General features: G+C 73.3%; 19 protein-coding genes. 9 read left to right on the plus strand and 10 right to left on the minus strand.

Features of this window, described 5'->3' with window-relative positions:
- Window positions 1–50: 50 nt before the first annotated feature.
- From O7619_RS12540 to O7619_RS12555, 4 genes are read right to left on the minus strand one after another with little or no spacing between them, the layout of a single operon-like run.
- Complete coding sequence (locus O7619_RS12540; protein WP_282287818.1) at window positions 51–2,228, minus strand: alpha-galactosidase; 2,178 nt, start codon at window positions 2,226–2,228, stop codon at window positions 51–53.
- Entirely contained in the window at window positions 2,225–3,109 is an 885-nt protein-coding gene (locus tag O7619_RS12545) for a carbohydrate ABC transporter permease (RefSeq protein WP_282287820.1), read from the minus strand. Before O7619_RS12545 ends, O7619_RS12540 begins: the two co-directional genes overlap by 4 nt.
- Window positions 3,106–4,062, minus strand: a complete 957-nt coding sequence (locus O7619_RS12550; RefSeq protein WP_282287821.1) for a sugar ABC transporter permease — start codon at window positions 4,060–4,062, stop codon at window positions 3,106–3,108. The genes O7619_RS12545 and O7619_RS12550 overlap by 4 nt, the downstream gene beginning before the upstream one ends.
- Window positions 4,063–4,084: 22 nt before the next feature.
- On the minus strand, window positions 4,085–5,416 hold the full coding sequence (locus O7619_RS12555) for an ABC transporter substrate-binding protein (protein WP_282287822.1): 1,332 nt from the start codon (window positions 5,414–5,416) through the stop codon (window positions 4,085–4,087).
- A 217-nt stretch (window positions 5,417–5,633) separates the two neighbouring features.
- On the opposite strand from O7619_RS12555, the gene O7619_RS12560 reads away from it, so the two are divergent.
- From O7619_RS12560 to O7619_RS12570, 3 genes are all read left to right on the plus strand, one after another.
- Window positions 5,634–7,643: a beta-galactosidase gene (locus O7619_RS12560; protein ID WP_282287823.1), complete on the plus strand. Its 2,010-nt coding sequence runs from the start codon at window positions 5,634–5,636 to the stop codon at window positions 7,641–7,643.
- Between the two features lie 34 nt (window positions 7,644–7,677).
- Window positions 7,678–8,445 carry a DeoR/GlpR family DNA-binding transcription regulator gene (locus O7619_RS12565; RefSeq protein ID WP_282287824.1) on the plus strand — a complete coding sequence of 256 codons (768 nt, stop codon included), beginning with the start codon at window positions 7,678–7,680 and terminating at the stop codon, window positions 8,443–8,445.
- A gap of 364 nt (window positions 8,446–8,809) precedes the next feature.
- Entirely contained in the window at window positions 8,810–9,769 is a 960-nt protein-coding gene (locus tag O7619_RS12570; protein ID WP_282287825.1) for a sporulation protein, read from the plus strand.
- Between the two features lie 63 nt (window positions 9,770–9,832).
- On the opposite strand, the gene O7619_RS12575 is transcribed toward O7619_RS12570, so the two are convergent.
- Entirely contained in the window at window positions 9,833–10,168 is a 336-nt protein-coding gene (locus O7619_RS12575) for a hypothetical protein (RefSeq protein ID WP_282288804.1), read from the minus strand.
- 338 nt (window positions 10,169–10,506) lie between these two features.
- Between O7619_RS12575 and O7619_RS12580 the strand changes: the two genes are divergently transcribed.
- Window positions 10,507–10,929, plus strand: coding sequence for a hypothetical protein (locus O7619_RS12580; RefSeq protein WP_281590414.1), 423 nt, complete (start codon window positions 10,507–10,509; stop codon window positions 10,927–10,929).
- 55 nt (window positions 10,930–10,984) lie between these two features.
- Here the strand turns inward: O7619_RS12580 and O7619_RS12585 are convergent, their stop codons facing one another.
- Window positions 10,985–13,201: an AAA family ATPase gene (locus O7619_RS12585; protein ID WP_282288806.1), complete on the minus strand. Its 2,217-nt coding sequence runs from the start codon at window positions 13,199–13,201 to the stop codon at window positions 10,985–10,987.
- 240 nt (window positions 13,202–13,441) lie between these two features.
- Window positions 13,442–14,581 carry a sigma-E factor regulatory protein RseB domain-containing protein gene (locus tag O7619_RS12590; protein ID WP_282287826.1) on the minus strand — a complete coding sequence of 380 codons (1,140 nt, stop codon included), beginning with the start codon at window positions 14,579–14,581 and terminating at the stop codon, window positions 13,442–13,444.
- 95 nt (window positions 14,582–14,676) lie between these two features.
- Here O7619_RS12590 and O7619_RS12595 point away from each other — a divergent pair, with 95 nt between their 5' ends.
- Window positions 14,677–15,333, plus strand: coding sequence for a response regulator transcription factor (locus O7619_RS12595; RefSeq protein ID WP_281584163.1), 657 nt, complete (start codon window positions 14,677–14,679; stop codon window positions 15,331–15,333).
- On the plus strand, window positions 15,330–16,850 hold the full coding sequence (locus tag O7619_RS12600; protein WP_282287827.1) for a HAMP domain-containing sensor histidine kinase: 1,521 nt from the start codon (window positions 15,330–15,332) through the stop codon (window positions 16,848–16,850). The genes O7619_RS12595 and O7619_RS12600 overlap by 4 nt, the downstream gene beginning before the upstream one ends.
- Window positions 16,851–16,853: 3 nt before the next feature.
- On the opposite strand, the gene O7619_RS12605 is transcribed toward O7619_RS12600, so the two are convergent.
- Window positions 16,854–18,548 carry a tetratricopeptide repeat protein gene (locus tag O7619_RS12605; RefSeq protein ID WP_282287828.1) on the minus strand — a complete coding sequence of 565 codons (1,695 nt, stop codon included), beginning with the start codon at window positions 18,546–18,548 and terminating at the stop codon, window positions 16,854–16,856.
- Window positions 18,549–18,596: 48 nt separating this feature from the next.
- The gene (locus O7619_RS12610; RefSeq protein WP_282288807.1) at window positions 18,597–19,067 is read right to left on the minus strand and encodes a MarR family transcriptional regulator; all 471 of its coding nucleotides are present in this window, start codon (window positions 19,065–19,067) and stop codon (window positions 18,597–18,599) included.
- A gap of 50 nt (window positions 19,068–19,117) precedes the next feature.
- Between O7619_RS12610 and O7619_RS12615 the strand changes: the two genes are divergently transcribed.
- Both O7619_RS12615 and O7619_RS12620 read left to right on the plus strand, forming a co-directional pair.
- Window positions 19,118–19,639 carry a VOC family protein gene (locus O7619_RS12615; protein ID WP_282287829.1) on the plus strand — a complete coding sequence of 174 codons (522 nt, stop codon included), beginning with the start codon at window positions 19,118–19,120 and terminating at the stop codon, window positions 19,637–19,639.
- A 48-nt stretch (window positions 19,640–19,687) separates the two neighbouring features.
- Window positions 19,688–20,578, plus strand: coding sequence for a hypothetical protein (locus O7619_RS12620; protein WP_282287830.1), 891 nt, complete (start codon window positions 19,688–19,690; stop codon window positions 20,576–20,578).
- A 69-nt stretch (window positions 20,579–20,647) separates the two neighbouring features.
- Here O7619_RS12620 and O7619_RS12625 read toward each other — a convergent pair whose 3' ends face one another.
- The gene (locus O7619_RS12625) at window positions 20,648–20,821 is read right to left on the minus strand and encodes a DUF4236 domain-containing protein (protein ID WP_064498970.1); all 174 of its coding nucleotides are present in this window, start codon (window positions 20,819–20,821) and stop codon (window positions 20,648–20,650) included.
- A gap of 217 nt (window positions 20,822–21,038) precedes the next feature.
- Between O7619_RS12625 and O7619_RS12630 the strand changes: the two genes are divergently transcribed.
- A complete protein-coding gene (locus O7619_RS12630; RefSeq protein ID WP_282287831.1) occupies window positions 21,039–21,572 on the plus strand; it encodes a flavin reductase family protein in 534 nt (177 codons plus the stop codon).
- Window position 21,573 lies beyond the last annotated feature (1 nt).

The raw sequence follows: 21,573 nt of genomic DNA on the forward strand, positions 1-21,573 counted from the left end.
TCGGGTGCGTCTGACGTTGTCCGAGCGACGACAGACGCACCCGAAACAGGTCAGACGGCGGTGACCTCCAGCAGCAGCGCCTGCTCCGGATGCAGGGCCGGCAGTTGCAGGCCGACCGCGCCGAGCACCGACCCGGCCAGCACCACCCCGGCACCGGCACCGGCCAGCCAAGCCGGCGGGGTCAGCTCCAACAGGGCCGGCTCCGGCACGCCGGCCGGCGGGCGCACCCGGTAGCGCCGCGCCGGGTCCAGTCCCGGCAGCCGTACCGCGCCCGGCACCTGCGCGACGGACGTGGCCAGCCGGCTGATCGCGTACACCGCCCGGGAGCGGTCGTGGGCGACCACGCCGTGGGCCTGCACGGCCTCATCCGGGTGGTCGACCCGGACGACCCGACCGCCGTGCAGCAGCGGGCGCAGCCGCTTGTGCAGCGCGACCCAGGCGGCGAGTTCGGCCCGCGCGGTGGCGTCGATCGCGCTGATGTCCCACTCGATGCCGTGGTGGCCGAAGAGCGCGGTGACCGCCCGGAAGCCGAGGTCGTGCACCCGGCGCGTGGTGTGCGAACGTTCCGGCCCGATGTGCGTGCCGATCAGCTCCGGCGGCAGCAGCAGCCCGGTCCAGCGTTGGATGGCGAGCCGTTCCAGCGCGTCGTTGCAGTCGCTGGCCCAGACCCGGTCGGTGCGGCGCAGGATCTCCAGGTCGACCCGGGCGCCGCCGGACGAGCAGCTCTCGATCTCCAGGCCCGGGTGGCGGGCGCGCAGCTCGTCGAGCAGGCGGTAGGCCGCGAGCGTCTGGGCGTGTACGCCGGGCCGGCCGGCGTGCCCGGCCTCGGTGAGGTCGCGGTTGTGGTCCCACTTCAGGTAGGCGATGCCGTCGTGCTCGGTCAGCACCGCGTCGAGCCGGTCGAGCAGGTGCGCGTACGCGCCCGGGTGGGCCAGGTCGAGCACCTGCTGGTGCCGCCACGGCAGGGGCAGCCGGCCGGGGGTCTGGAGCACCCAGTCGGGGTGGGCGCGGAACAGGTCGGAGTCGGGGTTGACCATCTCCGGCTCGACCCAGAGCCCGAACTGCATGCCGTGCCCGCGTACGTGGTCGATGAGGGGTTGCAGCCCACCCGCCCAGACCTGCTCGTCGACGAACCAGTCGCCGAGCCCGGCGAAGTCGTGCCGCCGGCCGCGGAACCAGCCGTCGTCGAGGACGAAGCGTTCCACGCCCACCTCGGCGGCCCGGTCGGCGAGCGTCCGCAGCCGGTCCAGGTCGTGGTCGAAGTAGACCGCCTCCCACACGTTGAGGGTGACGGGGCGGGGCGAACGCGGATGACCGGGCCGGGCGCGTAGATGGGTGTGCAGCACGTCGCTGAGCCCGTCCAGCCCGTTCGCGGAGTGCGCGGCGTAGAGCAGCGGGGTGGCGTACTCCTCGCCCGGCCCGAGCACGATCTCGCCCGGGGCGAGCAGCTCGCCGCCGCCCAGCGTGGCCTCGCCGGTGGGGCGTCGCTCGGCCACCGTGACGTGGTCGCCGCTCCACGCGGTGTGCACCGCCCACACCTCGCCGTGCCCGAAACCGAAGCCGGGGGTGCCGGCGACCAGCAGCAGCGTGGCGTCGTGCCCGGTGCGGCCGTGCCGCCCCTCGCGGACCCAGGCGCCCATCGGCCACGGGTGCCGCTGCGGCGCGCGTTCCCGGCACCAGCGTCCAGTCAGGTCGAGCAGTTCGGTGGCGACCGCCGACACCGGCAGCACCGGCGTCAGCTCGCGCAGCTCGTAGCGGCCGTCGCCGTCGTTGCGCACCCGGTGCCGCAGCGTCAGCACCCCCGCGTCGTCCAGCGTGATCTCGACGGTCAGCCCCAACCCCGCCCCCGGGTCCGCCGCCCGCACGGTGAGAAGGAGGGGGCCCCTGTTAACGCCTGGGGTAGAGGAAGGGGCCCCTCCTAACAGCTCGGAGGGCAGGTCTACGCCGGTGAGGCGGAAGGCGGTGGACCAGTCCCGGCCGTCGCGGTGACCGGCCAGCCCGGGACGCCCGCTCCACCCGGCGCTCGCCTCCGGCAGCAGCGACAGCACGGTCGGCGCGTCGAAGCTGCTCGGCACCACGGGCGCGACGGTGGCGTCGACGAGGGCGGGCAGGTCCTCGGCGGACAGCGGCCCCAGGTCGGCGCCCCAGTGCACGATCCGGGGCAGGCCCGGGCCGCGTGCGTCGAGCACCAGGCTGGTCCGCGCGCGGCGCAGATGGACGATCGTCATCCCTTGGAGGCTCCCAGCGTCAGACCCCGGACGAACTGCTTCTGGAGCAGGAAGAAGATCACCAGGGTGGGGATCGCGACGAGCACCGAGCCGGCCGAGACCAGGTTGTTGTCGGTGAAGAACTCGCCGCGCAGGTTGTTCAGTGAGCTGGTCACCGGGAACTTGTCGCCGGTACGCATCAGCACGGTGGCCCAGAAGAACTCGTTGTAGATCCAGGTCACCTCCAGCGTGGCCAGCGCGGCCAGGGCCGGCCGGCACAGCGGCATGGTCACCTGCCAGTACTGCCGCCACACGTTCGCCCCGTCGACCATCGCCGCCTCGTACAGCTCGTGCGGCAGCGCCTTCATGTAGTTGCTCAGCACGAAGACGCAGAAGCCGCACTGGAACGCCACGTTGACCAGGATCAGCCCCCAGTAGCTGTCGTAGAGCAGCTCCGAGTCGCTCATCCAGGCCGGCAGCGGGATCTCGGTGAACATCCGGAACAGCGGGATGAGCAGGGACTGCTGCGGCAGCAGGTTCGCCGCGGTGAAGAGGCCGAGCAGCGCGATGTTGAGCTTCCAACTGAACCTGGCGATCACGAAGGCCACGCACGAGGCGAGGAAGAGCGTGAGCAGCACCGCCGGGACGGTGATGTAGAGCGAGTTGAGGAAGTGCTTGCCGAACTCGGCGGTGCGCCACGCGGTGACGTAGTTGTCGACGGTCCAGCCGCCGAGCGAGACGTACCCGTGGACGGCGGTGTACCGGTAGGAGCGGAACGAGGTCAGCACCGCCCAGAGCAGCGGGAACAGCCAGCCGACGGCGACCGTACCCAGGAAGACGTGCAGGACGACCCGGGCGGGCCGCACCGGCCGGCGGCGCCCGGGGGAGACGGCGGCGGTCATCGCTTGTCCTCCCGCATGACGGTCCAGAGGTAGATGGTGATGAAGACGAGCGACACGGCCAGCATGATCGTCGCGAGCGCCGAGCCGAAGCCGATCCGGCTGGCCTCGCCGACCACGTTCTGGGTGACCAGCGCGGAGATCAGCTCCAGCCCGTTGCGGCCCTTGTTGATCACCCAGACCAGGTCGAACGCGCGCAGCGACTCGATCACGGTCACCACCAGCACGATGACGTTGATCGGGCGCATCACCGGGAAGACGACCCGGAAGAACGTGCTGGTCTCCGAGGAGCCGTCCACCGCGGCGGCCTCCCGCAACGTCGGGTCGACGCCCTTGAGGCCGGCCAGGTAGAGCAGCATGATGTAGCCGACGTGGCGCCAGCCGGCGGCCACCAGCACGGCCCAGATGTTGACGTCCGGGTCGCCGTACCAGTCGGTCTGTCCGCCGAACACGCCGTTGAGCAGGCCCTGGTCCCGGCTGTAGATGAGCTGCCAGATGAAGCCGACGAGCGCCAGCGAGAGCACCACCGGCAGGTAGAGCGCGGTCTGGTAGAACCGGCTGCCGCGCAGTTCCTTGTCCAGCAGCACGGCGAGGAACATGCCGAACGGGGTGGCCACCACGAAGAGCGCGGCCAGCCAGAGCAGGTTGTGCTGCACCGCGGGGACGAACGGCGGGTAGTTGTGCACCACGTCGTCGTAGTTCTTCCACCCCACCCAGTCGATCTCGCCGACCGGGCCGATGCCGTCCCAGTTCGTGCCGGAGAGCAGCACGGTCGCCGCCGCCGGCAACCAGACCAGGCCGAGGACGAGCAGCAGGGGCACCAGCACCATCAGCGTGATCACCACGCGGTCGGTGCGGGACAGGAGCCGTAGCCGTCGGCCGCGACCACCCGTGGTGGTGGTCGCGGCCGGTGGCGGCACGGCGCGATCCGCTTGGATCAGGGGCAGGTCGGACATGGTGTCCTTCCCCCTTCCGCCGTCAGCTTGTGAAGATCGACTTCTTCTGGTTCTCGACGCTCGTGAGCATCCCGTCGATGTCCTTCGGGTCCTTGATGAACTGCTGCAGCGCCGGGATCATCACGGTGGAGGCGAAGTCCGGCCGGGTGTCCCGGTCGAGGAACTGGGCGATCTCGGTGGCGGAGCCGACCAGGTCGGCGGCCTTCTTCTGGAGCGCGGTGTAGGCGCTGGTGTCCGCGCCGCTGTTGGCGACCAGCGTGCTCGGGTCGTTCTTGACCGTGATGTCGGCGGCGTCCTTCGAACCCAGGTACGTCAGCAGCTTGGTGGCCGCGTCCTTGGACTTCGGCTTGCGGGCCATCATGTAGCCGTCGATCGGCGCGTCCAGGGCCTTCGCGCCGACGGTGGAGTCGACCTCGGGGAACGTGAAGAAGTCCAGGTCCTCCAGGTCGGCGCCGCTGAACTGCTGGCCGACGAAGAGACCCAGCAGATACATGCCGCTCTTCTTCTGCTGCAACGACTGGGCGGCCTCCTGCCAGGTGCGGCCCAGCGCGTCCGGCTGGTGCAGCGGGAGCAGCCCGGCCCAGGTGTCGAAGACCTTCTTGACCTTGTCGGAGGTCCATGCCTCCTTGCCGGCCATCAGGTCGATGTGGAACTGGTAGCCGTTGATCCGCAGGTTGAGGATGTCGAACGTGCCCATCGCCGGCCAGCCGTCCTTGTCGGCGAAGGCGATCGGGTTCAGCCCGTCCTTCTTCATCTGCGCGCCGAGCGTGGTGAGCTGGTCGAGCGTGGTCGGCACCTGGTAGCCGCGCTGCGCCCAGACCGACTTGCGGTAGAAGACCGCCCACGGGTAGTACGACGCCGGCACGAAGTACTGCTTGCCGTCGTCGCCTGTGGACGCCTTCTTGAAGGCGTCGGAGAAGCCGTCGAGTTTGCCCCAGACGTCGCTGAGGTCGCCGGCCAGGCCCTTGGCCGCGAAGAACCGCATCCGGTAGCCGGCGAACCAGGTGAACACGTCGTCCGGTTTGCCCTGGAGATAGTTGTTGATGTTCTCCTGGAACGTGTTGTGGTCCACCGTGTTGATGTTGACGGTGACCCCGGAGGACGTCGTGAAGCCCTCCATCACCTTGGCGGTGACGTCCTTGGGCTTCGGGTCCGACTGGTTCGAGCCGAGCGAGACGGTCTTCGCGTCGCCGTCGGAACCGGAGTCGGAGTCGCCGCAGCCGGCGAGCGCGCCGGTGGCGAGCAGCGCGCCCGCGCCGGCCGTGCCGGCCAGCAGCGAGCGCCGGCGCAGGCCGGCGACGGACGGGGGTACGAGCCGGGCGAGGTATTCGGCTTGCGAGCGGGGACGGGACATTGTGCCTCCTGCGTGGAGAGGTGTGCGACGAGATCCACCGAGAATCCACACGTCCGAACAGAAAAAGCCGGTGGCGGTTGAAGCTACCCCTTGATTCTGCGCTGTCAATAGGGCGCAAAGGTGTTCTGGGCAGGGGGAAAAGCTGGTAAACGTTGTAACACCTGTCGATGTTGGAAAGTGTTGACTTGAGTGGCGTTCGGGGGCACCCTCAGCTCTCATGCGGACCTGGCACGGCGAGGGCATCTGGTACGGCGCCGACTACAACCCGGAGCAGTGGCCCGAGGAGGTGTGGGCCGAGGACGTCGACCTGATGCGCCGCGCCGGCGTCAACCTGGTCTCGGTCGGCATCTTCTCCTGGGCCCTGCTGGAACCCGCCCCCGACCACTACGAGTTCGGCTGGCTGGACCGGGCACTGGACCTGCTGCACCGCGGCGGGATCCGCGTCGACCTGGCCACCGCCACCGCCAGCCCGCCGCCGTGGCTGGCCCACCGGCACCCGGAGACGCTGCCCCGCCGCGCCGACGGCACGGTGCTGTGGCCCGGCGGCCGGCAGGCATACTGCCCCAGCTCACCGGTGTTCCGGGCCCGCTCGCTCGCACTCGTCGAAGCCGTCGCGAAGCGGTACGCCGCGCACCCGGCGGTCGTGCTCTGGCACGTCTCCAACGAGCTGGGCTGCCACAACGTGCACTGCTACTGCGACGTCAGCGCCGAGGCGTACCGCCGGTGGCTGCGCGAGCGCTACGGCGACCTGGACACGCTCAACGCCGCCTGGGGCACCGCGTTCTGGAGCCAGCGCTACCACGACTGGGCCGAGGTGAACCCGCCGCGCGCCGCGCCGACCTTCGCCAACCCGACCCAGCAGCTCGACTTCCTGCGCTTCTCCTCCGACGAGCAACGCGCCCAGTTGCGCGCCGAACGGGAACTGCTGACCCGGCTCGTCGCCCAGCCGGTCACCACCAACTTCATGATCGGCATCGGCGTCAAGCACATGGACTACCACTCCTGGGCGTCCGACGTGGACGTGGTCGCCAACGACCACTACCTCAGCGCCGCCGATCCGCAGCCGCAGGTCGGCCTGGCGCTCGCCGCCGACCACACCCGCGGCGTGGCCGGCGGCGCACCCTGGCTGCTGATGGAACACTCCACGAGCGCGGTCAACTGGCAGCCCCGCAACGTGGCCAAGACGCCCGGCCAGATGCGCCGCAACAGCCTGGCGCACGTGGCGCGCGGCGCCGACGGGGTGCTGTTCTTCCAGTGGCGCGCCTCCCGGGCCGGCGCGGAGAAGTTCCACTCCGCGCTGGTCCCGCACGCCGGGCCGGAGACCAAGGTGTTCCGCGAGGTCTGCCGGCTCGGCGCCGACCTGCGGGCGCTCGCCGAGGTACGCGGAAGCCGGGTCGACGCCGACGTCGCCCTGCTGTTCGACTACGAGGCGTGGTGGGGCGCGGAACTCGACTCCCACCCCAGCGTCGACGTCACCTACGCCGACCGGCTGGCCGCGCTGCACGGGGCGCTCTGGCGGGCCGGCGTCACCGCCGACGTGGTGCACCCGTCGACCGACCTGTCCCGCTACCGGCTCGTCCTGGTGCCCACCCTCTACCTCACCCGCGACGCCGACACGGCCGCGCTGCGGCGCTTCGTCGAAGCCGGCGGCACCGCGCTCGTCACCTACTTCAGCGGCATCGTCGACGAACACGACCACATCCGGCTCGGCGGCTACCCGGGCGCGTTCCGCGACCTGCTCGGCGTCCGCGTGGAGGAGTTCTTCCCGCTGCGTGCCGGCGAGACGGTACGCCTCGACGACGGTGCCCGCGCCGACGTGTGGACCGAGTGGCTGCACGCCGAGGACGCCGACGTGCTGGCCGCGTACGCCGACGGGCCCCTGCCGGGCGTGCCGGCGCTGACCCGGCGGGTCGTCGGCGCGGGCGCCGCCTGGTACGTCGGCACCCGGCTCGACGACGCGGCCACCGACAAGCTGGTGGCCCGGCTGCTCGCCGAGGCCGGGGTACGCCCGGCGGCGCCCGTGCCGGCGGGGGTGGAGGTGGTCCGCCGCCGGTCGGCGGACCGGAGCTGGCTGTTCGTGGTCAACCACACCGACGAGCCGGCGCGGCTACCGGTCACCGGCGTCGAGTTGCTCACCGGCGACAGGTGCGACGGCGAACTGACGGTGCCGCCGGGCGAGGTGGCGGTGGTGCGTGAGGAAACCGCGCCCGAACCCGTGACCGCCTGACCGGTAACCTGCCGCTCGCGCCGAGGAGGTCCACATGCTCGCCCAGCAACGGCAGAGCGCCATCCTGGAGCTGATCCGCCGGCGCGGCGGCGTCCGGGTCAGTCACCTGGTGAGCCGCTTCGGCGTGTCGGACATGACCATCCGCCGCGATCTGGAGGTGCTCGCCGAGCGCGGCCTGATCGACAAGGTGCACGGCGGGGCGACGCTCGCCGGCCCCGGCTCCACCGAGGAACCGGGCTTCGCCGCCAAGTCGGCGCGGCAGCAGGCCGAGAAGCGGGCCATCGTGGAGCGGGCCGCCGGGCTCGTCGAACCCGGCATGGCCGTCGCGCTCTCCGCCGGCACCACCACCGCCGCGCTCGCCGCCCGCCTCGCCGAGGTACGCGGGCTGACCGTGGTCACCAACTCGATCCCGGTCGCCGACGCGCTCTACCAGACCGACCAGACCGTCGTGCTGACCGGCGGCATCCGTACCCCGTCGGACGCGCTGACCGGCCCGGTCGCCGAGGCGGCCATCGCCGCGCTCAACGTCGACCTGCTCTTCCTCGGCGTACACGGGATGAGCCGCCGTACCGGCTTCACCACCCCCAACCTGCTGGAGGCGGCGGTGAACCGCCGGCTCATCGGCGCCGCCCGCCGCCTGGTGGTGCTCGCCGACCACACCAAGTGGGAGACCATCGGCATCGCCACCATCGCCCCGCTGGAGGAGGCCGACGTGCTGATCACCGACGGCGGCCTGCCCGAGCCGGCCCGCCGGGAACTCGGCGAACAGGTGGGCGAGCTGATCGTGGTGAAGGTCGGCTGACCTCGTCCGCCGTCGGGCTCGCACGGCCCGCCCTGGTCGGCCCGACCGACGCGGCGCCGCCGGTCCGGCATGATCCGGTGACCCCGGCGACGTCGATCCCCGGGACCGACGCCGGGGACCGCCTCGACCGCGGCCATGGGCAGTGGCGCGAAGATCGCGCCCGGCTCCGCGTCTCTGGGTGCAGTTGTTGTCGTCCTGGCAGCAACAACTGCACCCAAAACCGCGCTGCCGCCTACCGCCGAGCGTGCCCGCCTGCGCGTGGTGACTCTGCGCGTCTCACAGGCACTTCTCAGCGACGGCGGTTAGGGTGCCCTCACCATGCGTCCGACGGTCCATGTCGGAACGCCGTCCCCCGGGAGAGACGATGGTCTTCAAGAAGATGTTGAGCGCGTTCGGCGTGGGCGGCCCCAGCGTCGACACGGTGCTCGCCAACCCGAACACCCGGCCCGGGCTGGCCCTGGACGGGCACGTCAACCTGGTCGGCGGCGACGCGCCGACGCGCATCGAACAGATCAGCGTCGGCCTGGTCACCCGGGTCGAGATCGAGGGCGGCGACAGCGAGTACGCCGGCGTCATGGAGTTCCACCGGATGCCGGTGAGCGGCGCGTTCGAGTTGGCGCCGAAGCAGCAGCTCGCCATCCCGTTCCAGCTCCCGGTGCCGTGGGAGACCCCGGTCACCGACGTCTACGGCCAGCGGCTGCACGGCATGACCATGGGTCTGCGTACCGAGGTCGCGGTGGCCCGGGCGGTCGACAAGTCCGACCTGGACCAGGTGTCGGTGCACCCGCTGCCGATCCACGAGCGGATCCTCGACGCCTTCCAGGCGCTGGGTTTCCGGTTCAAGCACGCCGACCTGGAGCGCGGTCACATCTACGGCGTGCCGCAGACGCTGCCGTTCTATCAGGAGATCGAGTTCTTCGCCTCGCCGCAGTACGCGCAGACCGTCAACGAGGTCGAGTTGACGTTCGTGACCAGCCAGCAGGGCGTCGAGGTGATCCTCGAGTGCGACAAGCGCGGCGGTTTCCTCACCGCCGGGCACGACGCCTTCGGTCGATACTCCGTCCCGCACACCGACGCCGACCGCACCGACTGGGTGCCCGTGGTCGACGGTTGGCTGCGGGAGACCACCTCCCGGTACGGCGGCCTGCGCGCCCAGGGGTTCGGCGGCCACCCCGGCCACTACGGGGGCCACGGCCGGCGTGGCCCCGGCATGGGCGGCGTGGTGGCGGGTGCCGCGCTCGGCGTCGCCGGTGGTCTGGTCGCCGGTGAGCTGATGGAGGACGCGTTCGGCGGCGACGACGGCGGGGACTTCGGCGAGGAGTGACCACACGCGACGACGCCCCCGGGGCGGATCCCGGGGGCGTCGCCGTTGGGGTGGCGGAGCGGGTCAGTGCCGGCCCCGACGCTCCCGGCCGGAGCGGCGCGCGCTGCCCGCCTTGGACAGACCCCGGCTGACCAGGTACGCGCCGGTCAGCGCGGTCAGGTACCACCAGGCCTGGTTCGGGTTGTTGATGTTCAGACCGTTGGCGGTGGTACCCCGCCAGAACGCGGCGATCACGACGACCGCGGCGGCTGCGGCGTACACCCAGAACTCGGTGGTGAGGAACGCCTGCTTCGTCTCGGTGCCGGGGGCGGGCATCTCCTCCCGGTGACCGTCGTGCATCGACGGCATCGGACGCGTCGGCGACTCCTGCATGCCCGTCCGGCTCTGGACGTCGGACATCGGCCGGTTCATCGGCCTGGTGGATGCAGCCTGCGTGCTCATCTGGTCCTCCTCAGGATTTGATGAGTCGTTACCTGCACACCCTCGCCCCGCTACCGCAGGTCGGCCACGGCACGGTTCGCGCTCTGTGGCGGGGGCACCCTCCGTCTACCCGGCCCCCGAGACAAGGTAACCGCCGGATCCCGTCGGTATCCGCCGCGTCGTGGATCCGGACATTCCGCCATCCCGGTACGAGATGTCCGCTGTGCACGCCGTGGCGGACCGAGTGTCGCCGGTTTCAGCCACCGGCCCCCGGGCACGCACCGGGGACACCCACTCAGAGCTGCGAGGTGGTCGACGTGCGTGAGGACGACATGCGGCAGGACGCCGCCCGGCAGGCCGAACAGCGGGTCGCCGGCGGGGTGTACGGCGAGGGCGCGCTCGACGAGGTCACGGTGCCGCAGACCGACGTCGAGCGGATGCGGCAGGAACTGGACCCGGACGACCCGGCGGATGTGCCGGTCGACCCGACCGTGCTGCGCGACGGCGGTCCGACCCGGGGCCAGGGCGCGGTGACCACGACCGGCGGCACCGCCGGCCCGGCCAGCGCCCGCCGGGTGGCCCGGCAGCCGGAGCAGCACCGGGGCAAGGTGGCCCCGACCACCACCGGGGACGCCACGACCGGCGGCCTGAGCACCCCGGCCGGCGGCTCGACGAGCGACGCCTCGGCGCCCGGCGCTCAGGTCGGCAACGTCACCGACGAGGGCGCCGACCCCGGGTGAGTGGTGTTAATAAGGGGCCCCGCCTCTACCGAAAACGTTAAGCGGGGCCCCCTCCTTACACCCGGAGGATGCCGAGGCGCTGCGTGGCCCGGGTGAGGGCCACGTAGAGGTCGCTGTGGCCGCGGGGGGACTCGGTCACGATCCGGTCCGGGTCCACCACCAGCACCGAGTCGAACTCCAGGCCCTTGGCCTGCTCGGTGGCGAGCACCACCACCCGGTTCGCCAGTTCCGGCTGCTCGCCCACGGCCGCCTCCGGTAGCGCCGCCACCACCGCGCCGCCCAGCTCGGTCACCCGGCCGGTCGGCACGATCACGCCGAGCCGCCCGTCGCCGAGCGACGCGGCCTCCCGGGCGGTCGCCTCGACAAGTTCGCCGACGAGCCGGTCCGCCGGGACGGTCCGGTCCCACGGGGGTACGCCGGTGGCGCGTACCGAGCGGGGTGGACGCAACGCCGGGTCGATCTCGGCGAGCACGCCGGCGGCGACCGCCATGATCTCGGCCGGGGTGCGGTAGCTGACGGTCAGCTCCTCCAGCCGCCACCGGTCCGCCACGTACGGGCGCAGCGCCTCACCCCAGGACGGCGTGCCGGCGAGCGCGCCGGTCTGCGCCACGTCCCCGACGATCGTCATGGACCGGCTCGGGCACCTGCGCATCAGCAGCCGCCAGGCCATCGGGGACAGCTCCTGCGCCTCGTCGACGATGACGTGCCCGAACGCCCAGGTGCGGTCCGCGGCGGCGCGCTGGGCGGTGGTGAGCCGGTCGGACTCCTCCTGCCGTTCGGAGAGCCGGGCGGCGTCGATCAGGTCGGTCACGCCGAGGATCTCACCGCCGTCGGCCTCGTCCTCCACGTCGATCGAGCGGGAGCCGCGCCAGATCTCCAGCACACCTTCGGCGTACTCGCGTTCCATCGTGCGGATCCGTTCCCGGCGGGCGGCGGCGGCGCGTTCGTCCTCGCCGAGCAGCTCGGCGGCCTCGTCCAGCAGCGGCACGTCGGCCGGGGTCCAGCCGCCGGGTTCCCGGTGCAGGGCGGCCCGCTCGGCGTCGGTGAGCGTCGGCGCGGCGGTGGCGAGTCGCTCCGGCGACGCGAACAGGTCGGCGAGCAGGCGCTGCGGGGTGAGCACCGGCCACAGCTCGTCGAGCGCGGCCACGATCTCCGGTTCCTCGCGCAGCTCGCGGCGGATCTCCGCCCGGTCGGCCTCGGAGAGCAGATTGTCGCCGCCGAGCGGGTCGGCGCCGATCCGCTCGGCCACCTGGTCGGCGAGCGCGTGCACGATCTCGATGTCGAACAGCGCGCGGGCCAGGTTGTGCGGGCGGCCGGTGCGGCGGACCCGGTCGCGGGCCTGGCGCACGGTCTCCGGGTCGAGCGTGAGCACCTCCCGCTGGGGCAGCTCGACGGCGATCGGTTCGGCCGGCACCCACTGCCGGTCCCGGACCGCCGCGGCGAGCGCCTCGGCCCAGACGGCGCGGCCCTTGAGCGCGGCGGTGGTGGCGGGCTCGACGCGCCGGGCGTGCACGCCGGGGAAGAGGTCGGCCTGGGTGCGCAGCAGCACGCCGGTCTCGGCGAGCGCCGGCAGCACCTGGGAGATGTAGCGCAGGAACGTGGCGTTCGGCCCGACCAGCAGCACGCCCCGGGTGGAGAGCTGCTGGCGGTGGGTGTAGAGCAGGTACGCGGCCCGGTGCAACGCCACCGCGGTCTTGCCGGTGCCCGGCCCGCCCTGCACCACCATCACGCCGGGCAGGTCGGCGCGGATGATCCGGTCCTGCTCGACCTGGATGGTCTCGACGATGTCGCGCATCCGGCCGGTGCGCCCGGCGTTCAGCGCGGCCAGCAGCGACGCCTCGCCGGTGACCTCCTCGTGCGCGGTGGGGGAGGCGGCGGTGATGTCCAGCACCTCGTCGTTGAGCCCGGTGACCTTGCGGTCGCGGGTGCGCAGGTGCCGACGCCGGCGTACGCCCTGCGGGTTGGCGGCGGTGGCCAGGTAGAACGGGCGGGCGGCCGGTGCCCGCCAGTCCATCAGCAGCGGGTCGTAGTCGCCGGAGGTGTCGAAGATGCCGATCCGGCCGATGTAGCGGGCGGCGCCGTCGTCGCCGTCGAGGCGGCCGAAGCACAGGCCGGACTCGACGGCGGAGTACTGCTCGACCTGGTCGGCGTACATCGCCACGGTGGAGTCACGCTGCGAGCGGGCCTGCTGGGTGCCGCCGGTGTGGCGCAGCTCCTCGTCGAGCCGGCGGGCGGCCTGCTCGCGCAGCCCGTCCAGCCGGTCGTAGAGCATCGAGACGTACTCCTGCTCGCGACCGATCTCGTCGCCCTGGTGCAGCTCACCCGACACGTCGGAGTGCGTTGACAAGCCGGCTCCTCATTGACTAAAATTGCCGCAAGAATGGCATTCAAATGCCATTCTTTTTTGTGTCTGAACTGAGAAAGATAGCGCGTCGCCCGCCATTCGACCAAGCCCGGACACGGCTCGGGGCCCGGCCGGCGTGTGCCGACCGGGCCCCGAGCCCGGCGTCGTTCAGCCCTTCGCGGCCTCGTAGAGCCGCTCCGGCGTGACCAGCCCGGCCACCACCCGGCCGTCGTCGGTCAGCAGCACGCTGAACAGCTTGCCGCTGAGCAGCCGGCCGCTGCCCCAGTCGCCGCTCACCTTCGGCAGGTCGCCGAGCACCTGCGCGAGCATGTCGGCGTCCGGCGCGCCCGCGCCGGCCTTCGCCCCGCCGGCCGTCGCGCCGTCGGCGTCGCCGAGCTTGGCGACCACCACCGTGGTCCAGCCGGTGCCGACGGTACGCACGTCCGGCCGCTCCGTGTCGGCCCCGCCGGGCTTCGATCCGGGCGCCCTGCCGGGTGCCCGACCGGCCGGGCCGGGTCGCGCGTCGGCCGCCTCCTCGGTGACCTTCACACCGGGCGGCGGGTTGAACCGGAACTGGTCCGCCGCCGGGGTGCGGAAGTCGACCTGGGTGAACGCCACCTCGAACGCCGGCTCGTCCTGACCGTCGGCGAGCACCTCGAAGCGCAGCGGCACGTGCTCCTCCGCGTCGAGCGCGATCCGCACCTGGTGCACCAGCGACGCCTTGTCGCGCGGCGTGAGCACCAGCTCGTAGGCGTCCCGCCCGGCCACGGTGGCCGTCCGGCCGACGGTCACCGCCGTGGTCGGGTCGATCGCGGCCAGCGCCTGCTGGGCGGCGTCGGCCGGGGTGGCCGGCGCCGACGGCAGGTCCTTGCCGTCGGCGGGCAGCTCGCGGTGGACCGCGGTGTTCTCCCGGCTGTTCCAGGTCCAGACGTCGCGCCCGTTGCGCAGCACGTCCTGCTCGCCGAGCGTGTCGACCAGGGCCAGCCGCTGCCGGTCCTCGCCGCCGTACCAGACCCGCAGCGTGTGCGTGCCGGAGACCAGGCCGGCCAGCTCGTTGCCGGTGGCCCGGCCGGCGAGCGCGGCGATCGGCGGCAGGCCGAGGTCGGCGCGCTGCACCACGGTGCCGGAGAGCCCGTCCAGGCGGGACGTCCGCAGGTCGTCCAGGAGTTGGGCGGCGCTGCGCGGTGGCAGGGCCGGGTCGGCGCCGGCGGCGAACGCGCCGATGGCGGCGCCGCCCCCGATCACGGCGACCCCCGCGGTCACCGGGACCAGCCAGCGCAGCACGGCGCGGTTCTTCATCACAGACATAGTGTGCACCTCCTGCGCACCATGCTGCGGCACCGCCGCTGTGAGGACGCTGAGCTGATCCCCTACGGGTGACCCGGGGGTGGCACCCTGGACCGGTGCGGTTGCTGGTGGTGGAGGACGAGACGCGGCTCGCCGCGGCGTTGCGCCGGGGCCTGTCGGCGGAGGGTTTCGTGGTGGACGTGGCGGCCACCGGCCCGGCCGGGCTGGACGCGGCCCGGCACGGCGACTACGACGCGATGATCCTCGACGTGATGCTGCCCGGCCTCTCCGGCTACGAGGTGGTGCGCCGGCTCCGCGCCGAGCAGCGCTGGCTGCCGGTGCTGATGCTCTCGGCCAAGGATGGCGAGTACGACCAGGCCGACGGCCTGGACTGCGGCGCCGACGACTACCTGACCAAACCGTTCTCGTACGTGGTGCTGCTGGCCCGGCTGCGGGCGCTGCTGCGGCGCGGCGCGCCCCGTCGGCCGACCGTGCTCACCGTCGGCGACCTGCGCCTGGACCCGGCCCGACGGCGGGTCACCCGGGCCGACGTCGAGGTGGCGCTCACCAGCCGCGAGTACGCGCTGCTCGACTACCTGATGCGGCGTGCCGGCGAGGTGGTGTCCAAGACCGAGCTGCTGGACCACGTCTGGGACGCCTCGGTGGAGACCGCCCCGAACGCGGTGGAGGTCTACGTCGGCTACCTGCGTCGCAAGATCGGCCGGGAGCGGCTGGAGACGGTACGCGGGGCCGGCTACCGGCTGGCCACATGAGCCGCCCGTGGCCGCGACTCGGCCTGCGGGCCCGGTTGCTCGCGCTCGGCGTGCTCGGGCTGGTGCTCGGGTTCGCGCTCGGCGGCGCGCTGCTGCTCGGCGCGCTCGGCTGGACGCTGCAACGCTCGGTCGACGCGGAGGCGCTGCGTACCGCGGACGCGGTGGCGCTGCTCACCGCCGAGGACGCGCTGCCGGATCCGCTGCCGGTGGCCGGTGGGCAGCTGCGCGTGCAGGTGGTCGACGCGCAGGGCCGGATCCGGGCCGCCTCCATCGACGCGGACCGCCTGGTGCCGATGCTCGGCCCGGACCGGTTGCGCCCGGGGCAGCGGCAGCGGCTGGTGGTGGACGGGCGGCGGGTCGGCCTGTCCGGGCCGGTGCGGGTGGTGACGGTGCCGGCCGGCACGCCCGCGGAGCCGCGTACGGTGCTCGTCGCGAAGTCGCTGTCGGATGTGCGGCACAGCCTGCACGTGGTGCGCAACCTGCTGTTCGTCGGCTTCCCGCTGCTGGTGGCGGGGCTGGCGGTGGTGGCCTGGCGGGTGGTCGGGGCGACCCTGCGTCCGGTGGAGGAACTGCGCAGCGGCGCCGCCGAGATCACCGGGCGGGCCGGGGCGGAACGGCTGCCGGTGCCGGCCGGGCAGGACGAGATCCACCGGCTCGCGGTCACGCTCAACGACATGCTGGACCGGCTGGCCGCGTCCCGGGACCGGCAGCGGGCGTTCGTCGCCGACGCCGCGCACGAGTTGCGCAGCCCGTTGACGAACATGCGCACCGAGCTGGAGGTGGCCCGGCGTCTCGGCGACGACACCGACTGGCCGGCGGTCGCCGACGACCTGCTCGCCGACACCGAGCGGCTGAGTCGTCTGGTCGACGACCTGCTGCTGCTGGCCCGCCTGGACGAGCAGCCACCGCCGGACCGTCGTGGCCGCGCCGGGGACGGGCGGCCGGAGCACCGGGGCGGTGCCGGGGGCGAGCGGCCGGAGCCGCAGGGCCGCGCCGGGGACGGGCGGCCGGAGCCGCGGGGCGGGGCCGGAGACGGGCGGCTGACGCCGGTGGGCCCGGTGGAGCTGGGCGAGCTGCTGCGCGGGGTGGCCGCCCGCTACCCGTCCCCGCCGCTGCGGCTGACGACGCCGGCCGGGGCGCGGTGGACCGAGGGGGATCCGGGGGAGTTGCGCCGGGTGTTCGTCAACCTGGTGGAGAACGCGCTGCGGCACGCGGACAACGGGGTGGAGCTGGCGGTCTCCGGCCCGGACGGGCCGTACCACCTGGTCACGGTGACCGACGACGGGCCGGGCATCCCGGCGGCGGACCGGGAGCGGGTGTTCGCCCGGTTCACCCGGCTGGACGACGCGCGGGCCCGCGACGCCGGCGGCGCCGGCCTCGGCCTGGCCATCGTGCGGGAGCTGGTGCGCCGGGCCGGCGGCACGGTGGAGCTGGCCGACGCGACGCCCGGCGCCGCCGCGCCGGGGCTGCGGGTGACGGTACGGCTGCCGGTGCTTGCCGACGCCGACCCGGAGTGACGGTCAGCGGCGTCGTTTCGTGCAGACCGGCCCGGTGCGGGCGACCGTGTCGGTGGACCAGACGAGCGCCACGGTGAAGCAGTAGTCGGTGGTGCGGTCGAGCCCGTAGGCGATGTAGTCGCCGGAGCCGGCGGGCAGCGTCGCGAACGTGCCCTGCGGCTGGCCGGCGCGCCCACCGGCGACCACCACCGGGCCTTCCGCGCCGCGCGGGTACGTCCAGCTCAGCACGATGCTGTCACGCCTGTCGGTGAGCGTGAACCGGCCGGGTGGGGTGCCCGGGCGGGCGGCCGGTGGCGCGCTCGCGGTGGGACGGGTGGAGGCGGGCGGCCGGCTCGACGGGCCCGCCGACGGCCCGGTCGGTGACGTGACCGGGGCGTCGCGGGAGCCCACCTTGGACACACCGGCGATCACCGCGATGGTGCCGAGCAGCAGCGCCACCACCACGCCGAGCACCGCCAGCGGCAGCCAGGGCCGTTCCCGCCGGGGCGGAACGGGCGGGCGGGGCACGTGCACCGGCAGGTAGCGCGACGGCGACTCCGGGGGCGGCGGCACCCGGCGTACGCCGGGCGGCGCATCGTCGGCGAGCCCGGCCACGGTCGGCGGCAGCGCGTCCTCACCCGGCCGCCACGACCGCTCGGCCGGCTCGCTCGGCCGCCACGGCTGATCCGCCGGCTCACCCGACCGCCAGGGCTGATCCGCCGGCTCGTCCGGCCGCCAGGGCTGTTCCGCCGGCTCGTCCGGCCGCCAGGGCTGTTCCGCCGGCTCGTCGGGCGGCCACGGATAGTCGTCGTACGGGTCGTCGTCGGCCTCGGGCGGGGTGCGGGGCGTCGGCACGTGCGCGGTGTCGGCGGCCCGGCCGGGTGGGTGGTAGAGCGGCGTCTCCACCGGGTCGTCGAGCGCGGGCGGGGCGTAGGGCGGCAGGTCGGGCACCCCCTCGGCGGAGGAGGGGACGCGGGCGGCGGGCACCACGGGCGTCTCGCGCGCGGGCGGCTCGGGCGGCGCGGCGCAGGCATGGTCGGGGTCGGCGGCGGCCCGGGCCAGCCCGGCCACCTGCACGGCGAGCGGGTCGTCCACGGCCAGGTGCTGGCGGCACAGGTCCTCGGCGAGGGTCAGGTGCTCGTGCGCGTCGTCGTACCGGCCGCAGTCGCGTTCCATCGCGCCGAGCTTGGCAAGCATCTTGATGCCGCTGGCGTGCCCGTCGCCGTAGACCTCGCGGTGCAGCTCCCAGGCGTCCTGGAGCCGGTCCCGGGCCACGTCGCACTGGCCGCGCGCGTATTCCACAGTGGCCAGGTCGGCGTGCGCGGCCAGCACCCGTTGGGACTCCGGCCCGTCGCGGGCGGTCAGCTCGATGATGACGTCCGAGTAGAGCCGGGCGGCCCGGGCGTCGCTGCCGACGCGGTGCAGCACCGCGGCGAGCGTCGCGGCGGCGGTGACGGTGCGCTCGTCGGAGCGCCCGAACAGCCGGGTGGCCGCCGCGTACGCGAACGCGGCCCAGCCCCGGGCGGAGTGCGGCTCGCCGAGCGCGACGAGCAGCCGCGCCTGGAGGCCGGCCGCCTCGGCCAGCTCGGGGGAAGCGTTGCCGGGGCGGGGATCGGCGTCGCTGAGCGCGTCGGCGAGCAGTTGCTGCGCGCCGGTGAGGTCGCCTTCGGACACCAAATGGTGCGCCTGGACGGTCAGGTCAGCGAAGCCGGAGGACACGCCCCATCGTGCTCATCCGGCGACGTTTAGTACAAGCCCCGGAGTGGATCAGTTTGGTTCCGATCCGGTCAGGTGTTCGTCGAGCGTCTCGCTGATCCGGCGGAGCTGGTCGACCTGGGCCGGGCTGAGCGCGTCGAACAGGTGCCGGCGTACCCCCTCGACGTGGCCGGGCGCGGCGGCGGCCAGGGTGGCGAAGCCGTCGTCGGTGAGGACGGCGAGCTGGCCGCGCCGGTCGGTGGGGCAGTCCTCCCGGCGGATCCATCCGGCGGCCTCCAGCCGGGTGGCGGCGTGCGAGAGCCGGCTGCGGGAGGAGCCGGTGGCGTCGGCCAGCTCGCTCATCCGCAGCCGCCGGTCGGGGGCCTCGGAGAGGCGGACCAGGATCTCGTAGTAGGCGTGCGGCATGCCGGCGTCGCGTTGCAGCTCGCGGTCGAGCGTGTCCATCAGCGCGCGGGAGGCGGCGAGGAAGGCCCGCCAGGTCCGCTGCTCGTCGGGGTCCAGCCACCTGGTCATGACGCCCATCATACCGGCAATAGTTGAATGCTCAACTAAACCGCGCTACCGTCGCTGGCATGGGAATCCACCGCCTCAACCACGCCGTCCTCTACGTCAGTGACCTGGAACGCAGCGTCGCCTTCTACCGCGACGTGCTGGGCTTCCGCCGGGTGCCGATGACACCCGACGGTTTCCGTGGCGCCGCCTTCCTCCAGGCGCCCGACTCCACCAACGACCACGACCTCGGCCTGTTCGAGATCGGCGCGGCGGCCGGGGCGTCCGAGGCCGGCCGGCGCACCGTCGGCCTCTACCACCTCGCCTGGGAACTGGACACGCTCGACGAGCTGGGCGCCACCGCCGAACGACTGTCCGCCGCCGGCGCCCTGGCCGGCGCCTCCGACCACGGCACCACCAAGAGCCTCTACGGCCGCGACCCGGACGGGTTGGAGTTCGAGATCGTCTGGATCGTCCCGGCCGACCTGCTCGACGACGCGACGCTCGCCGCCCGCAAGCGGATCGGCCGGCTCGACCTCGACCGCGAGCGGCAGCGCTACGGCGGACAGACCCGCGGCGGCGTGGGCGTCTCCGTCCCGTCCTGACCGGGGTTCCCGGCCGGACCGGTCGCGCGGTGCGGTAGAAACGGCACCATGTCGACCGACGCCGTCCTGCGCGAGCTGCTCGTCCGCCAGCTCGACCACTGGCTTCCCGCGGCACTTCAGCGCGCGCGGCGGGCCACGCTCGCCCTCGCGTACGCCGGGAACGCCGCCACCGCCGCGGAGGCGGCGCTGGGCGTGGTGGGGGAGTTCGCCGACCGGCTGCGCGGGCGGCGGCTGACCGTGCTGGTGCTCGCCGACGGTGACGCGGACCTGCCGACGCGGATCGGCGCGGTCGAGGCGACCCTGCCGGCCGACGTCGCCGTGCACGTGGTGTCCGGCCGGCCGGACCGGCTGCCGGTGGCGCTCAAGGCGGCCGGCGCGGCCGGCGCGCCGCTGCTCGCCGTGGTCGACGGCGGCGAGCCCGACCGGGCGCTGCTGGCCGCCGTCGCGTCCGGTCGCCCGGCCGAGCTGTTGCTTGTCACCGAGCCGGGCCGGTCGCTGCGCCCGGCGCTCGCCGCCGCCGGCTTCCCACTGGCCACCGAGGTCGAGCTGGTGCCCGCCGGCGACGCGCCCACCCGGCTGCTCGGCTACGGCACCGGCTCCGACCGGGGCCTGGAGGCGCTGAAGGAGGCGCTCTGGGCGGTCGACGAGTTCGCCGGGGTGCGCTACCGCGACCCGGCCGACCCGGCGGGTCGACTGATCGACATCGGTCTCGCCCCGGAGTCCGGCCCGCTGCGCCGGGAACTGCTGGCCGAGCTGGGCCGCTCCGGCCCGCTCACGGTGACCGAGCTGCGCCGGTTCGCCGCGACCGCCACGGTCTACCGGGCCGCCGACGCCAACCGCGCGCTCGCCTCGCTGCTCGACGCCGGCGCGGTGACCCGCGACCCGGAGCCCGGCCGGCTCGGCGGGGACGTGGTGATCAGCGTCGAGCCGAGCGCCTGACCGCCCGATCCCCGAACGACGAGTGGGGTGCCGGCGAACCATCGGCACCCCACTTCTCCCGCCCGGCGATCAGGCCTTGTCCTGCTTCCAGGAGAGCGGCCCCGGAAGGTCCACGCGGTGGGCGCGGGTGTTCGAGTTCCAGGACCAGCGGCCGATCTTGATGCTCCACGAGGAAAACCCGTTCTGGGTGAAGTGGAGGATCAGCGGCCCATACTTCTTGCGCTTACGGAACTGGACGCCCATCGGGGTGCCTCCTTCGTCTCCCTGCCTCTGCGGGATCGAACATGCCCGGATCGACGAAAAGCGAAACCCGGTCGCCTCCGCTCTGGACGGTGGATGTCGCACCGGGCAGAATCTCTATCCAACTGGTAGGTTATAGGGGGCGGCGGATGCTGGTAGAAACGGATCGGCGCGAGAGTAACGATCAACATCTCACTGCATGGAAGAAGGCGGCGGCGTCGTGACCACCGTGGAGCGACCCGCCACCGTCGAGCTGCGCCCGGTCGACGTCGACTCGTTCCGTGGCCTGCTGCGCCGCCAGGCGACCACGGTCACCGTGGTCACCACGCCCGGCCTGCACGGCGGCCGGCACCTGCCGACGCTGCCGCCGGCCGGCTTCACCGCCACCTCGTTCACCTCGGTGTCGCTGGACCCGCCGCTGGTCTCGGTCCGCCTCGGTCACGCCTCGGCGAGCTGGCCCACCGTCGCACACGCCGAACACGTGGCGGTCCACCTGCTCGCCCCCGACCAGCAGGAGATCGCGCAGATCTTCGCCACCAGCGGCATCGACCGGCTCACCGTCCACCCCGGCTGGACCGCCGGCCCGTTCGGGGTGCCGCTGATCGGTGACGCGCTGGCCGTGCTGCTCTGCCGGGTGATCCGCCGGCTCACCGCCGACGACCACACCGTCGTGCTCGGCGAACCGCTGGCGCTCGGCCTCGGTGTGGACGACGATCCGCGCGGCCGTCCCGTCACCACGCCCGAGTCGTGGTGAC

Source organism: Micromonospora sp. WMMD998 (assembly GCF_029581235.1).
GTDB lineage: Bacteria > Actinomycetota > Actinomycetes > Mycobacteriales > Micromonosporaceae > Micromonospora.

Bases quoted from the DNA above. Each gene is read 5' to 3' on its own strand.
- O7619_RS12590 (WP_282287826.1), bottom strand. From the start codon at position 14,581: ATGTCTGTGATGAAGAACCGCGCCGTGCTGCGCTGGCTGGTCCCGGTG.
- O7619_RS12610 (WP_282288807.1), bottom strand. From the start codon at position 19,067: ATGGGCGTCATGACCAGGTGGCTGGACCCCGACGAGCAGCGGACCTGG.
- O7619_RS12550 (WP_282287821.1), bottom strand. From the start codon at position 4,062: ATGTCCGACCTGCCCCTGATCCAAGCGGATCGCGCCGTGCCGCCACCG.
- O7619_RS12600 (WP_282287827.1), top strand. From the start codon at position 15,330: ATGAGCCGCCCGTGGCCGCGACTCGGCCTGCGGGCCCGGTTGCTCGCG.
- O7619_RS12585 (WP_282288806.1), bottom strand. From the start codon at position 13,201: ATGCTCTACGACCGGCTGGACGGGCTGCGCGAGCAGGCCGCCCGCCGG.
- O7619_RS12565 (WP_282287824.1), top strand. From the start codon at position 7,678: ATGCTCGCCCAGCAACGGCAGAGCGCCATCCTGGAGCTGATCCGCCGG.
- O7619_RS12575 (WP_282288804.1), bottom strand. From the start codon at position 10,168: ATGTCCGACGTCCAGAGCCGGACGGGCATGCAGGAGTCGCCGACGCGT.
- O7619_RS12570 (WP_282287825.1), top strand. From the start codon at position 8,810: ATGGTCTTCAAGAAGATGTTGAGCGCGTTCGGCGTGGGCGGCCCCAGC.
- O7619_RS12615 (WP_282287829.1), top strand. From the start codon at position 19,118: ATGGGAATCCACCGCCTCAACCACGCCGTCCTCTACGTCAGTGACCTG.
- O7619_RS12625 (WP_064498970.1), bottom strand. From the start codon at position 20,821: ATGGGCGTCCAGTTCCGTAAGCGCAAGAAGTATGGGCCGCTGATCCTC.
- O7619_RS12540 (WP_282287818.1), bottom strand. From the start codon at position 2,228: ATGACGATCGTCCATCTGCGCCGCGCGCGGACCAGCCTGGTGCTCGAC.
- O7619_RS12560 (WP_282287823.1), top strand. From the start codon at position 5,634: ATGCGGACCTGGCACGGCGAGGGCATCTGGTACGGCGCCGACTACAAC.
- O7619_RS12545 (WP_282287820.1), bottom strand. From the start codon at position 3,109: ATGACCGCCGCCGTCTCCCCCGGGCGCCGCCGGCCGGTGCGGCCCGCC.
- O7619_RS12555 (WP_282287822.1), bottom strand. From the start codon at position 5,416: ATGTCCCGTCCCCGCTCGCAAGCCGAATACCTCGCCCGGCTCGTACCC.
- O7619_RS12620 (WP_282287830.1), top strand. From the start codon at position 19,688: ATGTCGACCGACGCCGTCCTGCGCGAGCTGCTCGTCCGCCAGCTCGAC.